This window comes from Pasteurella oralis, from assembly GCF_042681465.1.
In the GTDB taxonomy this organism is placed as follows: domain Bacteria; phylum Pseudomonadota; class Gammaproteobacteria; order Enterobacterales; family Pasteurellaceae; genus Pasteurella; species Pasteurella oralis.
Window position 1 is genome coordinate 390178 of sequence record NZ_JBHUFP010000025.1, and the last position, 15319, is coordinate 405496.

General features: G+C 35.6%; 10 protein-coding genes and 1 pseudogene. 10 read left to right on the plus strand and 1 reads right to left on the minus strand.

Annotated elements, in window-relative coordinates; all coding sequences use genetic code 11:
• Positions 1–166: 166 nt before the first annotated feature.
• The 6 genes from htpG (at position 167) to cpdA (ending at position 6070) form a co-directional block, all read left to right on the plus strand.
• The gene (gene htpG, locus ACFSAV_RS11165; RefSeq protein ID WP_379099676.1) at positions 167–2062 is read left to right on the plus strand and encodes a molecular chaperone HtpG; all 1896 of its coding nucleotides are present in this window, start codon (positions 167–169) and stop codon (positions 2060–2062) included.
• A 79-nt stretch (positions 2063–2141) separates the two neighbouring features.
• On the plus strand, positions 2142–2486 hold the full coding sequence (locus tag ACFSAV_RS11170) for an ArsC family reductase (protein ID WP_379099679.1): 345 nt from the start codon (positions 2142–2144) through the stop codon (positions 2484–2486).
• A 59-nt stretch (positions 2487–2545) separates the two neighbouring features.
• Positions 2546–3682: a succinyl-diaminopimelate desuccinylase gene (dapE, locus tag ACFSAV_RS11175; RefSeq protein ID WP_379099683.1), complete on the plus strand. Its 1137-nt coding sequence runs from the start codon at positions 2546–2548 to the stop codon at positions 3680–3682.
• Complete coding sequence (locus ACFSAV_RS11180; RefSeq protein ID WP_379099686.1) at positions 3679–4365, plus strand: M15 family metallopeptidase; 687 nt, start codon at positions 3679–3681, stop codon at positions 4363–4365. Before dapE ends, ACFSAV_RS11180 begins: the two co-directional genes overlap by 4 nt.
• A gap of 78 nt (positions 4366–4443) precedes the next feature.
• The gene (nudF, locus tag ACFSAV_RS11185) at positions 4444–5082 is read left to right on the plus strand and encodes an ADP-ribose diphosphatase (RefSeq protein ID WP_379099689.1); all 639 of its coding nucleotides are present in this window, start codon (positions 4444–4446) and stop codon (positions 5080–5082) included.
• 157 nt (positions 5083–5239) lie between these two features.
• The gene (cpdA, locus tag ACFSAV_RS11190) at positions 5240–6070 is read left to right on the plus strand and encodes a 3',5'-cyclic-AMP phosphodiesterase (RefSeq protein WP_101775448.1); all 831 of its coding nucleotides are present in this window, start codon (positions 5240–5242) and stop codon (positions 6068–6070) included.
• 58 nt (positions 6071–6128) lie between these two features.
• Here cpdA and ACFSAV_RS11195 read toward each other — a convergent pair whose 3' ends face one another.
• Entirely contained in the window at positions 6129–7304 is a 1176-nt protein-coding gene (locus ACFSAV_RS11195; RefSeq protein ID WP_379099693.1) for an FAD-dependent monooxygenase, read from the minus strand.
• Positions 7305–7449: 145 nt separating this feature from the next.
• Between ACFSAV_RS11195 and miaB the strand changes: the two genes are divergently transcribed.
• The 4 genes and pseudogenes from miaB to ACFSAV_RS11215 all read left to right on the plus strand — a co-directional run.
• Positions 7450–8874, plus strand: coding sequence for a tRNA (N6-isopentenyl adenosine(37)-C2)-methylthiotransferase MiaB (miaB, locus tag ACFSAV_RS11200; protein WP_379099696.1), 1425 nt, complete (start codon positions 7450–7452; stop codon positions 8872–8874).
• Positions 8875–9276: 402 nt separating this feature from the next.
• A complete protein-coding gene (locus ACFSAV_RS11205) occupies positions 9277–12462 on the plus strand; it encodes an exo-alpha-sialidase (protein WP_379099699.1) in 3186 nt (1061 codons plus the stop codon).
• Positions 12463–12923: 461 nt separating this feature from the next.
• Positions 12924–14312, plus strand: a complete 1389-nt coding sequence (locus ACFSAV_RS11210) for a nicotinate phosphoribosyltransferase (protein WP_379099702.1) — start codon at positions 12924–12926, stop codon at positions 14310–14312.
• A 786-nt stretch (positions 14313–15098) separates the two neighbouring features.
• Positions 15099–15319, plus strand: a pseudogene (locus ACFSAV_RS11215) (ShlB/FhaC/HecB family hemolysin secretion/activation protein); the annotation flags it as partial.

Sequence of the window (15319 nt, forward strand, 5' to 3'; positions counted from 1 at the left end):
ATTAATTCACAGAGTATTCATCCAAGTGCGGTCAAAAAATCAAAAATTTTGACCGCACTTTTCTTTTTCTTATAGTAATAAAATTTTCTCCTGACTCTTGAAATTCGTGTTTCTGTACTTATATCAGACTGCACTTATGTATGATTTATCAGAAAAGGAAAATATTATGTCGAATAATCAAGAAACACGTGGTTTTCAATCAGAAGTCAAACAACTTTTGCAACTCATGATTCATTCTCTCTATTCTAATAAAGAAATTTTCTTACGTGAGCTGATTTCAAATGCTTCTGATGCAGCAGATAAACTACGCTTTAAAGCGCTTTCCGCACCAGAGCTCTATGAAGGCGATGGCGATTTAAAAGTACGTATCAGTTTTGATGAAGATAAAGGCACGTTAACAATCAGTGATAATGGTATTGGTATGACGCGTGCACAAGTGATTGATCATTTAGGGACGATCGCCAAATCTGGGACAAAAGAGTTTTTAAGTTCATTAGGCAGTGATCAAGCAAAAGATAGCCAATTAATTGGACAGTTTGGGGTTGGTTTCTATTCTGCTTTTATTGTAGCAGATAAAGTAACAGTGAAAAGCCGTGCAGCAGGTGAGAGTATTGATAAAGCGGTACTTTGGGAGTCTGCGGGAGAAGGGGAATATTCGGTAGCCGATGTTGAGAAAAAACAGCGTGGTACGGAAATTACCTTACATTTACGTACAGATGAAAAGGAATTTTTAAATGAATGGCGTTTACGTGAAATTATCAGTAAATATTCTGATCATATTGGTCTACCAGTAGAAATTCTTGCTAAATCTTATGATGATGAAGGGAAAGAAACAGGTATTAAATGGGAGAAAATTAATAAGGCGCAAGCACTATGGACTCGATCAAAAAATGAGATTTCAGAAGAAGAATATAAAGAGTTCTATAAACATGTGAGCCATGATTTTGCTGACCCTCTCTTATGGGCACACAATAAAGTGGAAGGCAATCAGGAATATACCAGTTTGCTCTATGTACCAGCTAAAGCACCTTGGGATTTGTTTAATCGAGAACATAAACAGGGCTTAAAACTCTATGTTCAACGCGTATTTATTATGGATGACGCCGAGCAATTTATGCCAAATTATTTGCGTTTTATGCGTGGATTAATTGATAGTAATGATTTGCCATTGAATGTGTCACGTGAAATTCTACAAGATAATAAAGTGACTGCGGCGTTATGTAAAGCCTTAACGAAACGTTCATTGCAAATGTTAGAAAAATTAGCGAAAGATGATGCACAAAAATATCAATCATTCTGGCAAGAATTTGGTTTAGTATTAAAAGAGGGACCCGCAGAAGATTTCGCGAATAAAGAAACCATTGCAAAGTTATTACGTTTTGCTTCAACACATAATGAGAGCAGTGAACAGACTGTGTCACTAGAAGATTATGTGGCACGTATGAAAGAAGGACAAAAAGCGATTTATTACATTACCGCAGATACTTACATTGCGGCTAAAAATAGTCCGCATTTAGAGCTATTTAATAAGAAAGGTATTGAAGTGTTGTTACTTTCTGATCGTATTGATGAGTGGATGCTAAGTTACCTAACTGAATTTGATGGCAAAGCGTTGCAAACAATTAGCAAAGCTGACTTGGATTTAGGTGATTTAGCGGATAAAGAGCAAGAAAATCACAAGGCACAAGATGAACAATATGCTTCATTTATTGAACGAGCGAAAAATTTATTAGGTGAGCGTGTGAAAGAAGTACGTTTAACTCACCGTTTAACGGATACACCAGCAGTTGTTTCAACAGGTAGTGATCAAATGACTACTCAAATGGCTAAGTTGTTTGCTGCGGCGGGTCAAACTATGCCAGAAGTAAAATATACATTTGAATTAAATCCTGAGCACAGTTTAGTTCAGAAAGTCGCAGATATTGCGGATGAACAACAGTTTGCCGATTGGATTGAATTGCTGTTAGAACAGGCGATGTTAGCTGAGCGTGGTTCATTAGAAAACCCAGTTGCATTTATTAAACGTATGAATGCATTACTTGGAAAATTGACAAACCACTAAGTTAAAAAAGTGATAAACTAAATCCTCGATAAAAAATCGAGGATTTTTTGTTTATTAGCTCAAGATAAAAGGACATACAATGATTACAGTTTATGGTATTAAGAACTGCGATACTGTTAAAAAAGCCTTGAAATGGCTTGTGGATAATAATGTTTCCCATCAATTGCATGATTATCGTGTAGCAGGTTTAGATAAGAATTGGCTGATACAAGCAGAACAACAATTTGGCTGGGATAATTTAGTGAATAAACGCAGTACGACTTGGCGCAATCTTGATGAATCAATCAAAGAAACTTTATCAAAACAGACCGCACTTGATGTGCTTTTAGCACAGCCAACGTTGATAAAACGTCCAATTATTTTGCAGCAAGATAAAGCGTTAATTGGTTTTAATGTAAAAGAGTACGAAGCTTGTTTTAAATAAGAATACAATTAGGGCAGATTGCAAAGTCTGCCCTTTGTTATGTGAAAGTGCGGTGTGAAATGAAACAAAATATAATTTCTCTAGCAAGTGAGTTGATTCGTCGACCTTCGATTAGCCCTGATGATCAAGGTTGCCAACAAGTGATAGCGGAACGTTTGGAAAAACTTGGATTTCAGATTGAATGGATGCCTTTTAATAAAACATTAAATTTATGGGCAAAACATGGTTCTGGCTCTCCAGTAATTGCTTTTGCGGGTCATACTGATGTTGTACCTGTTGGCGATGAAAAGCAATGGCAATATCCACCTTTTTCAGCACAGATTGTAGATGATATATTGTATGGGCGTGGTGCAGCCGACATGAAAGGTTCTCTTGCTGCAATGATTGTTGCGCTAGAAACCTTTGTACAAGCCAAGCCTGAACATCAAGGTACTATTGCATTGCTAATAACCTCAGATGAGGAAGCTGCTGCAAAAGATGGTACGGTGCGTGTGGTTGAAACCTTATTGGCTCGTGAAGAAGCGATTGATTATTGTATTGTTGGTGAACCTTCTAGTAATCAACAGTTAGGCGATATTATCAAAAATGGTCGTCGAGGTTCAATTACTGCTAATCTTTATATTCAAGGCATTCAAGGACATGTGGCTTACCCCCATTTAGCAGAAAATCCCGTACATAAAGCGTTAGCATTTTTAACGGAATTAACGGCTTATCAATGGGATCAAGGCAATGCATTTTTTCCGCCGACATCTTTACAAATTGCCAATATTCAAGCGGGTACGGGCAGTAATAATGTGATTCCTGGAGAATTATATGTGCAATTTAATTTACGTTATTGTACGGAAATTACTGATGAGCAGATCAAATCAAAAGTAGCAGTAATGCTAGAAAAGCATCAATTACGCTATCGTATTGAATGGCATTTATCTGGTAAACCGTTTTTAACGGCAAAAGGCAAATTAGTCGACGCGACTGTGAGTGCAGTAAAAAAAGTGACCCAAAATATACCGCACTTAGATACTGGTGGAGGCACTTCTGACGCACGTTTTATCGCTTTAATGGGAGCAGAAGTCGTTGAGTTTGGTCCATTAAATAAAAGTATTCATAAAGTGAACGAATGTGTTGATGTGAACGACTTAGTTCAGTGTGGAGAAGTGTATCAACAAATTTTAAACAATCTTTTGGATTCAGTATGAGTATTAAATTAAGTGCAATGCAGTTAACGGGTAAAGTACGTAGCCATTTAGTTCATCTTCCTTGTTCTTTTTCAACTCAACATTTTTTACACAAAGATGGAGTCAAAGCATTCCAAGGATTACAACAACACGCCTTGAAAAATGGGTTTAATTTACAACCTGCGAGCAGTTTTCGTGATTTTCAACGCCAACAACTAATTTGGAATAGCAAATTTCACGGTGAGCGTAAAGTACATGATGATCATGGTAACTCCTTAGATTTGAGCATATTTTCTGATTGGCAGAAAGCGCAAGCAATTTTACGTTGGTCTGCTTTACCGGGTGCGAGTCGTCATCATTGGGGCACTGAAATTGACATTTTTGATCCAAATTTATTGCCTATGGATTGTCATTTACAACTTGAACCATGGGAATATGAGCAAGGCGGATATTTCTTTGAATTGAGTCAATGGTTACAGCTGAATTTAGCGCAGTTTGATTTTGTTTTACCTTTCACAAATTTACCCACTGAAAAACAAATTGGTTATGAGCCTTGGCACATTAGTTATTTACCTATTGCTCAATATGCAATGCAACAGTTTTCACAGGCAGTATTATTGCAGGCATGGCAGAATGAAGATATTGCAGGAAAAGTCTGTCTTGAACAGCACTTAGATGACATTTTTCAACGATTTTTAATTTAATCGTTCAATTTTTATGAGGAAAGCATAGAAAAGCGCATGTCAGAACGCTTAAGAAAAAGTTAAGGGGACAATCATAAAATGGAAATTCAACAATTTACACAACAAGATATTGAGATTTTAAATGAAGAAACCTTGTATAAGGGGTTTTTTGAGCTGAAACGAGTTCAATTTAGACACAAATTATTTGCAGGTGGTTATAGTGGAATTGTGACGCGTGAGCTATTAGTCAAAGGGGCTGCGTCAGCTGTGATTGCTTATGACCCTCAACAAGACAGCGTGATTTTAGTTGAACAAGTCCGTATTGGGGCTTATCAACCTAACTCGAATCGATCCCCTTGGTTATTAGAACTGATTGCAGGAATGGTTGAAGAAGGAGAGAAACCAGAAGAAGTCGCATTGCGTGAAAGTGAAGAGGAAGCAGGGGTAAAAGTCAGTCATTTACAGCACTGTTTAAGTGTATGGGATAGCCCAGGTGGTGTAATTGAGCGTATTCATTTATTTGTAGGAAAAGTGGATAGTACACAAGCAAAGGGTATTCATGGTTTAGCCGAAGAAAATGAAGATATCCGTGTACATGTGGTGAGCCGAGAAATAGCGTATCAGTGGATCAATGAAGGTAAAATTGATAATAGTATTGCCGTTTTAGGACTTCAATGGTTACAGCTAAATTACTCAACATTACAAAATCAGTGGAGTGAAGATAAGTTCAATATGTAAATAAAAAAATGTGATTTAGGTTTAATTTTTAAAAAAATTTCATAAAGAAATATGACCTAGCTAACACTTTTTTATTTTGGTACGTGCAATTTACTTGATAAGTCGGTAATTTATAACGAGTTTTGTATTTTTTAAATTTTAGTAGTAGGAGTTCGCTTTGTTCAGTACTTATACATATGATACATCAGCGGAAGTATTCAAATTCGTTCAAATTACTGATCCGCATTTGTTTAAGGATGAAAAGGGTGAGTTATTAGGCATCAATACACTTCAAAGTTTTAAACAGGTATTGGACGAAATCAAAGAGAGTTGTTTTGATTATGATTTTGTTCTTGCCACAGGTGATCTTGTACAAGATAGTAGTCATGAAGGCTATTTACATTTTTGTGAACAAGTAAGAATGCTTGAAAAAATGGTGTTTTGGATTCCCGGTAATCATGATTTTCAGCCTAAGATGTTTGAAATACTCAATCAAAATCAAGGTAATTTGAGTGCTAAAAAACATATTTTACTGGGAAAACATTGGCAAATTCTGCTGTTGGACAGTCAAGTGTTTGGTGTGCCACATGGTGAATTAAGCCAATATCAAATTGATTGGTTACTTTCTAAATTAAAAGATCATCCTGAACGCTATGCTTTGATTGTTTTACATCATCATATTTTGCCAACAAATTCGGCATGGCTTGATCAACATAATTTACGTAATGCGCATGACTTAGCGGACGTGTTAGCGCCTTTTAATCATGTAAAAGGCATTTTATATGGTCATATCCATCAAGAAATGGAAGGGCAATGGCATGGCTATAAAGTAATGGCAACACCTTCTACTTGTATTCAATTCAAACCAGATCATCATAGTTTTACTTTAGACTCAGTACAACCAGGTTGGCGGGAGGTTGAACTACATCCTGACGGGCGAATTGAAACAAGAGTAAAACGAATTCAGAAGGCACAGTTTTTCCCAAATATGCATGAAGAAGGATATTAATCATAAAAAAGAGCGGTCAAAAAAATCAAGATTTTGACCGCTCTTTTTTAGTATCACTTTATAAGCCTAATGCATATTTTAAAGCTTGTTTTTTTAGTAGAGTGGCTTTGTTAGTGGCAAATAAGGCGAGATTGCGTGCAATTTTGAGTGGCAAAATATCTTCTTTAAAAGCTTTATAAAAGAGATCCATACCTGATTGCATTAACAAATTATCTGCTTTGCGTTTATGTTGATAGCGCATAAGCACTTCATCACTTGCTGGGTTTTCACCTTTTTGTGTTGCTTGTTGTAAGACCTCTAATAATGCTTTGACATCTTTAAAACCAAGATTAACGCCTTGCCCTGCTAAGGGATTGATTGTGTGAGCAGCATCACCCACTAATACGATCCCTTGTTTGAAATATTCTTGTGCATGACGGCGTGTTAATTCAAAACTGTTCGCACATTTTACTTGGACTTTTCCTAAACGTGCAGGGAAAGCCTGGTTAACTTCAGTTGTGAGTTGTTCTAGTGGAAGCTGTGTTAAGGTTTGGATACGTTGTGGACTGTCATACCAGACTAAACAGGCTTGCTGATCAAGCAAAGGTAAAAAAGCTCTTGGTCCAGAGGGATAAAATTGCTGCCATGTAATATCTTGCTGTTCCAATTCAGTGTCTACAATCATTAACATACAACTTTGGCGATATTGCCAACCTGTTAAACCAATGCCTGCAATTTGGCGGAGCTGTGAATTTGCGCCATCTGCGGCGACAATCAAAGGTGCTGAATATATATCACCATTTTCAAGTAAAATTTGCCAATGTTGACCGCACTTTGCCACTTCTTTGATTGGTGAGCAAAGTGTGGTTTGTATGGTTTTAACTGACTGAATTGCCTGCCATAATCCTAATTGAATCAGATTGTTTTCGACCATAAATCCTAATTCAGAAAGTTTTAGTTCATCACTATGAAAATAGGTTGAAAAACCCTCTATTTCCCAAGTTTCTAAAGCACGATAAGGACAAATTCTCGTTTTCTCAATATGTTGCCACGCAGTTAATTGTTTTAATAAATTAACTGAGGCGACACTAATTGCAGAAATACGCAGGTCGTAAGGAGAATGAGGCGAAAAGTGAGGCAAAGCCTGTTGTTCGATGAGCTGGATATGATGTCCTTGCTGACCTAATCCTAACGCACAAGCTGCACCAACCATTCCACCACCGACAACAATAATGTCTTTTTGTATGACTGCCATTGTTCCTTTCCTTTTATTTTTTGCCAACTATTCTACCGCCAACGAGGGAAATTCAAAAGAAATCTCTTTTTTAACTAGCCAGCATACTGACAAGCCTGTAAAATAGCCAGTCAAATTTTTTATAGATTAAATTTTTTAAAACAATATGACGCAAAAACTACATATTAAAACCTGGGGTTGTCAGATGAATGAATACGATTCATCAAAAATGGCAGATCTTTTAAATAGTACTCATGGTTTAGAATTAACAGAAATTCCAGAAGAAGCAGATGTATTATTATTGAATACTTGCTCGATCCGAGAAAAAGCGCAAGAAAAAGTCTTTCATCAATTAGGTCGTTGGAAAGAATTAAAAAAACAAAATCCAGCACTTGTCATTGGTGTTGGTGGTTGTGTTGCATCACAAGAAGGCGAACATATTCGTACTCGTGCCCCTTATGTTGATATTATTTTTGGACCTCAAACCTTACATCGTCTACCTGAAATGATTAATCAAATTCGTGGAGGGAAAAGTTCGGTTGTTGATGTCAGCTTTCCAGAAATTGAGAAGTTTGACCGCTTGCCTGAACCTCGAGCTGAAGGTCCAACTGCCTTTGTTTCTATTATGGAAGGGTGTAATAAATATTGCTCATTTTGTGTGGTCCCTTATACCAGAGGTGAAGAAGTTAGTCGTCCTGTTGATGATGTGTTATTTGAAATTGCGCAATTAGCAGAGCAAGGGGTACGCGAAGTCAATTTATTAGGTCAAAACGTGAATGCATATCGTGGTGCCACTCATGATGATGGTATTTGCACTTTTGCTGAGTTATTACGACTGGTCGCTGCAATCGATGGTATTGATCGTTTACGTTTTACCACAAGTCATCCAATTGAATTTACAGATGACATCATTGATGTCTACCGTGATACTCCTGAATTAGTCAGTTTCTTGCATTTACCAGTGCAGAGTGGTTCAGATCGTGTGCTTTCCATGATGAAACGTAATCATACCGCACTTGAATATAAATCCATTATTCGCAAATTAAGAGCGGTTCGTCCTGAAATTCAAATTAGTTCAGATTTTATTGTTGGCTTCCCAGGTGAAACAGCAGAAGATTTTGAACAAACAATGAATTTAATTGCTCAGGTGAATTTTGATATGAGCTTTAGCTTTATTTATTCCGCTCGTCCTGGCACACCTGCTGCTGATATGCCTGATGATGTATGTGAAGAAGAGAAAAAACAACGTTTATATGTATTACAGCAGCGTATCAATAACCAAGCAGCACAATTTAGCCGTGCAATGTTGGGAACAGAACAACGAGTATTAGTGGAAGGACCATCGAAAAAAGATATCATGGAACTTACTGGGCGGACAGAAACAAATCGTATTGTTAACTTTGTTGGAACACCAGATATGATCGGTAAGTTTGTTGATATTAAAATTACTGATGTCTTCACTAATTCATTACGTGGTGATGTGGTTCGTACTGAAGAACAAATGGGGCTGCGTGTGGTGCAATCACCACAAGCGGTGATTAATCGTACACGTAAAGAAGATGAGCTTGGGGTAGGGCGTTATCACGCTTAATTTTGATTACTCCCATCAATAACAAAGCTGCTCAAGGTAAATCATCTGAGTAGCTTTTTTCTTTTTATTAGAAAAAAATTGTAATTTGACTTTTCTTTTAATTCTTATCATTTTCCAAACATAGGATTAAATCTATTTTAAGCAAAATTTGCTTTTATTTTACTCCATTAATAAATAGATAAATTTTGTGCATTTATCAAAAATGTTAATTTTCTCGTTTTTATGTTGATTATTTGTTGTATTTTTATACATAAATGGAGTCTTATTTCATTTTTTACCTTAAAAACTGTGATAACACTCTAAATATCGTCATTTACTCCTTTACTCCATTTTGTAACCTAATTAGTTTTAAGGCAGTTGTAGTGACAACATGCTTAATATGATGATTGGATTGAGGTATTTATGAAAAAATTTAACCCTAGTCTTTTAACACTTGCATTATCAAGTACTTTACTTTCTTCTACATTCGCTTTTGGTCAAATTACTGATACGGATAGGCTTACTTTAGGCGCAATATCACACCCAGAAATTAAGCTGTTTGATAAAAGTTTAACCGAGCAAGGCAGTGAAAATGTGCCAATTTGGCGTATTCCTTCTTTATTGAGAACAAAAGACGGTGTATTAATTGCCGCAGCAGATAAGCGCTGGCAACACCGCGGAGACTGGGGAGATATTGATACTGCAATCCGTATTAGCCATGATGATGGTAAAACATGGGGAAATATTACAACGATTTTGGATCTGCCATCACAAAATGGAGATAAATCACCAATTAGAGATGATGCACCAACGTTTAATCCCTGGGGAATTCGTAGTAGTAATAGTGCTGAAAATAAGAAATACAGGAATTCAGCTTTTCTTATAGATGCTCAAATGGTTCAAGATCAACGTAATGGTCGAATTTTTTTAGCTGTTGATATGTATCCTGAAAGTACTGGATTATCTGGAGTTAATGATAATGGAATAAAAGAGCTAGGCAGCGGATATGTAAATATTGGTGGAAAAAATTATTTGAAGCTTTATCAATATGGACAAGCTAATGGAAATCATTGGACATTACGTGATAATGGAGAGGTTTTTGATGAAAATAATGAAAAAACAGAATATCGAGTAGAAGTTAATGGAAAAGCTGAACTAAATTTTAAAGATTTAGGCAATGTATATAAAAATGGCGAATATTTAGGAAATATCTATTTAAAGAAAGAAGATAAGAATAAAAATGTCCCATTTGTTGCGCCAAATACAGCCTATATCTGGTTGACTCATTCAGATGATAATGGAAAAACTTGGGCGAATCCTGTCGATATTACTTCTCAAGTTAAGAAAGATTGGATGCGTTTTTTTGGTACAGGACCTGGAGTTGGTCTTCAAACAAAAAATGGAAACTTAGTTTTGCCTGTGTATTATTCTAATCTTGCTGGCATGGAATCAACAGCTTTGATTATTAGTCAAGATGGTGGTAAAAGTTGGGAATTAGGTAAAAGTCCTAATGATACTCGTTTAAATGGCTATGATTCGAGAACTTCTCCTAGTAATACTAATAGGCTAACGGAAGCTCAACTTGTTGAATTAGATAATGGAGACATTAAACTTTTTATGAGAAATCAAAGTGGTAAAGTAATGATGTCAACATCTAAAGATGGAGGTTATACATGGGTTAGTACTGAAAAAATTAATGAATTGAATCATGGTTATTCACAGCTATCAGTTATTAAGTATTCTAAAAAAATTAATGATAAAGAATATGTTATTTTTTCAGGGCAATCTATATCAGGAACAAGTGGAGATGATAAGCGTCGTGATGGTAAACTTTTCTTGGGAGAAGTTCAAGCAGATGGCTCTATTAAATGGAATACTACAAAATTAGTTAGAGAAATAAAAAGTTCTGGAAAAGCAAATAGAACACATCCAAACGGCTATGTTTATAGCTCAATGGCAGAACTTGGTGATGGCAGTATCGGATTAGCATATGAAAATACTACTGATTATACAACTATCATGTACTTACCAATTGAAATGCAAGAATTTTTCTGGCGCGATGGCAAAATATTTAGTGACATCCGTCAAAAAACGCCATTAACAGTCACTTATAATGGTACAGATTCCCTTGAGAAAATAGGTGATGGTATTGCAGTTAAACAAGGTGTGGGAGAAAGTCTAGGAGGCGTGACTGTTAGTGAAGGTACTTTAGTTTTAGCGCAAAAGGCTGAACAAAATAAAAATAAAGCTTTCACTGATGTTACGCTAAATAAAACAGGTGTTCTACAAGTTGAAGCCATGCAAAATATTGATGTATTAACTGTAAATAATGATGCTTCAGGACATATTCAGCTTACCGTTTCTGATGAGAAGACATCAAAGTTAAATATTACAAAAGCCGTATCTGGTAAAGAAGTTAGGTTGCAAGTTGATTTACAGAAAAAACTGAAGCCAAATGATAAAGGTTACTATCATGCTCAAGGTGAAGAATTACTCACGTTTAAGGATGATGGTCAAGTGAAATGGCGTTTAGTTGATAATGAATTAGTTTATGGTATGTATGTTTATACTGTTGCTTCAGTGGCTAAGCCTGGTGTATTACGTGCGCCAGTGGTACCCCATTCACTTTATTTAACAAATAAATTAATTACGGCAGACGGTAAAGCGGTATCAACAGTCGCACCGCTTAAAGCACCATCAACAGTAAATGCACGTCCACAAGTGAACCCTGTATTAGCTTCTTATTTAACCGCAAATCTTGCAATCAATAAAATGAGTGAGCAAATTCAACAAGGTTTTATGCAGGAAACACGTTTATTGCAAGATAAAGAGCGCAGTATTTTTGTTAAATATCTCAATGGTAAACAAAAATATGGTTCAAATTTAAGTTTTGTTGACTATGGTTATGATTTTAATTCAAGTTATAACGGTGTAATGTTAGGTGGCAAAGTATGGCAGTCTCAAGGTGGTAATAATGCGGTTTATGCAGCATTGAATAAAACCTCTTATAAAGTGACGCCAAAAGCAGTAGATGGTGATACTAAAGCGAAATATCAAAGTTGGGGGGGAAGCGCAAATTGGCATAGTAACCTGTCTCACAATTTGATGGTAGATTTATCAACTGGCTATCAAAAACATAAGGGCGATATTGAAAATGCAAGTAATATAAAAGGTCATACTTTTAATATTGGTGCTGATTTAGGTTATCGTTATCAATGGATGCAAAATGCCTCGATTACTCCAATGTTTGGCTTACATTACTTACATGCATCTCTTTCGGATGTCAACGATAAAACCAATGACGCGTTGTTGAAGTATAATAATTTCAATGCATTAAAAACGAATCTTGGTGTTGATGTGAGTTATCGAGTTGAGATGTTTGAAGTCAAAGGACAGCTTTCTTACGATATGTACCAACAAAAAACACATCAATTATATGTTGATGGTGTAACATATAAACAAGGTAAACTCGCTGATACATTAAATTTAGGTACACAAGTTATTGCAAATATTACGCCTAAGTTTGCTTTATCAACAGAGGTCGGTTTCCAACATGCACGTAATAAAGGACAGTATTCTTTAGCAATTGGTGCTCGTTACCAATTCTAATGAAGAAAAATCACTGCATATTACAGAGTAGTGATTGGACTAAAAGAGCAATGAATATTGAGAAGGAGCTCATATTTATTGCTCTTTTTATATTGTTTAAATGGTTCCTATAAAGATGAATACTGCTTTTTTAATGTTGCCTTTAGCAATAATACAGATTTAATTGCTTTTTACTGGTTTAAGATTATCGAAATGATCTTTAGATATATGATCAATATCTTTCTGCTGCGTGAATCAACATTTTAACAGAGAAAGTGCGGTCAATTTTGAACATATTTTGTAAAGTGTTATATCTATTACTATATAATATTGTTGTTATTTGAGACAAATTTAATAAAAAATCGACCGCTCTTTTACTTTTTATACATTATTCGCAATTATCTAGTGTCATTTAAAATAAACTTTGGTAAAGTATATATATCAAAAATATGTTTATTTTTAGTTAAAATGATTTAAATGAAATGTATACTTCTAACTTCCTTAATCTTATTTTAAATGTTGACAGCTATAAAGCGTCTCATTGGCTACAATATCCGCCTAATACAGAGCATGTATCTTATTATGTTGAAGCGCGTAGCGGAGATTTTGATGTTGTTGTATTTGGTTTACAAGCATTCATCAAAGAATATTTATTAACACCAATTAGTCAACAAGATATTGAAGACGCAGAAGTAGTTCTAAGTATGCATGGTTTACCATTTAATCGTAGTGGTTGGCTGTGTTTAATTGAGAAGCATCATGGATTTTTACCATTAAAAATAGAAGCGGTACCAGAAGGTACTGTGTTGCCTGTAGGGAATGTGGTTTGTCAGATTGTCAATACTGACCCAGAGTTCTATTGGCTTGCAGGCTATCTAGAAACTGCATTATTGCGTGCCATTTGGTATCCTTCTTCTGTTGCAAGCATTTCTTATTTTTGTAAGCAAAAAATTAAACAAGCACTTGAAATATCTGCAGATAATTTAGATGGGTTGCCGTTTAAACTACATGATTTTGGCGCAAGAGGCGCGTCTAGTTTAGAAACAGTGGCTTTAGGCGGTTTGGCTCATTTAGTTAATTTTAACGGAACAGATAGTGTTTCCGCATTGCTTGCTGCTCGTCGTTGGTATAATGCAACACAAATGCCCGCTTTTTCTATTCCAGCAGCAGAACATAGTACGATCACCTCATGGGGAAAAGAAAGAGAAGTTGCTGCTTATGACAATATGTTAAATCAATTTGCTGGTAAAGGTAAGATTTATGCAGTCGTATCAGATAGCTATGATCTTTGGGATGCGCTAGAAAATATTTGGGGAAGTAAACTTAGAGATAAAGTAAAACAATTAGGTGGCACATTAGTGATACGTCCAGATAGTGGAGAGCCAGTAGAAGTGATATGTCGAGCACTAACGATTTTAGAAAATAAATTTGGCTCAACAATAAATAGTAAGGGCTACAAAGTGCTGCCTGATTGTATACGCCTTATTCAAGGAGATGGGATCAATTGCAATTCAATTGTTCCGATTTTGGAAGCGATAATGGCACATGGATTTAGTGCCGATAATGTGAATTTTGGAATGGGAGGTGGTTTATTACAACATGTTAATCGAGATACGATGAGTTGGGCAATGAAAGCAAGCGCAGCCAAGATTGCGAGTAAATGGCAAGATGTATATAAAGATCCAATTACTAATCGTGCAAAACGTTCAAAAAGAGGTGTACTTGCTTTAGTTAAACAACAGGATCGCTGGCAAACGGTACTTCAGCAGGAGTTAGGCGAGCGAGAAAATCAATTACGCACAGTCTTTTTGAATGGACAATTGTTGATTGATGATGATTTAGAAACGATTCGTACAAGAACTGAGAGATAAGAATATCTTTATCAAACTATTTCTCTGAATTCATTTTGATTTATTGTTTAGGCTTTTAGAGCGAAATAACTCCTGTAAATTTATTGATATTACATTTATATAGTAAGTAAAAATCCATTTTCATAGAATGGTTTTTAGTTGACAATAAAAATTTAATTTAGAGTGGACAATTTGGTACAAGCGTATAACAGTTTTATAGTAAAGTTGATGACATAGGAAATTTGCTTCCTCCCTATGTAGTTTTTTATGCTTAGTCTATTTTACGGAAAACTGAAAACTAGGACAAAAAAGAAAAATGGATTGTACGTAGTATGTTATCTCTTCTTTAATTGAAAAACTAAAATAACTTGTTCAAGCATGATAAAAAGCGATTTTTGGGTGCTTGTCATTTCTAATATATCTAATAAGTTGGCTATACTGCTACTATAGCGAAATTCCTTATCAAAAATTAATCAATAAGAGCGCACTGTATCGCAATTCAATAATCCTACTAAGTAAGAATTGAAAAATAAGAAAGATAAATTTTAGATATAAAAAAGCCGCTTTAGTGGCTATCTTTTTGTATTTATTGATGTTTTAATGATGCCCGAGGCCAGATTTGAACTGGCACGCTTCGAAAAGCGAGGGATTTTTAGTCGTCTCTGTTTTTATTAGTAAAGAGGCTTTTATGTTGAATAGTTTAATAACATTTTTAAACATAAATGATTTTCTCTATATATTAGAGAATGATTAAATCAAAGATGGGAAGGGAATGTATTGACATGTTTTTATCTTTTAGAGGTCTTTATGCGCCATTTTCCTTTATTTGCGCTGTTGACAGCGACAAGTTTGAGTTTAGCAGCGAATTTATCGCCTTTAGAGCAAAAAGCATTAGACCAGCTTGATGCGACCCAGCAACAACGTCAACAAGCGTTGGAAGTCCAAAAGTCCAATCAGTTTTCAGCGCAATCGGATGTGCAATTTGACAAGCCACCCTCGAGTGAGTTTCGTTTACCTGTTGCGGAATC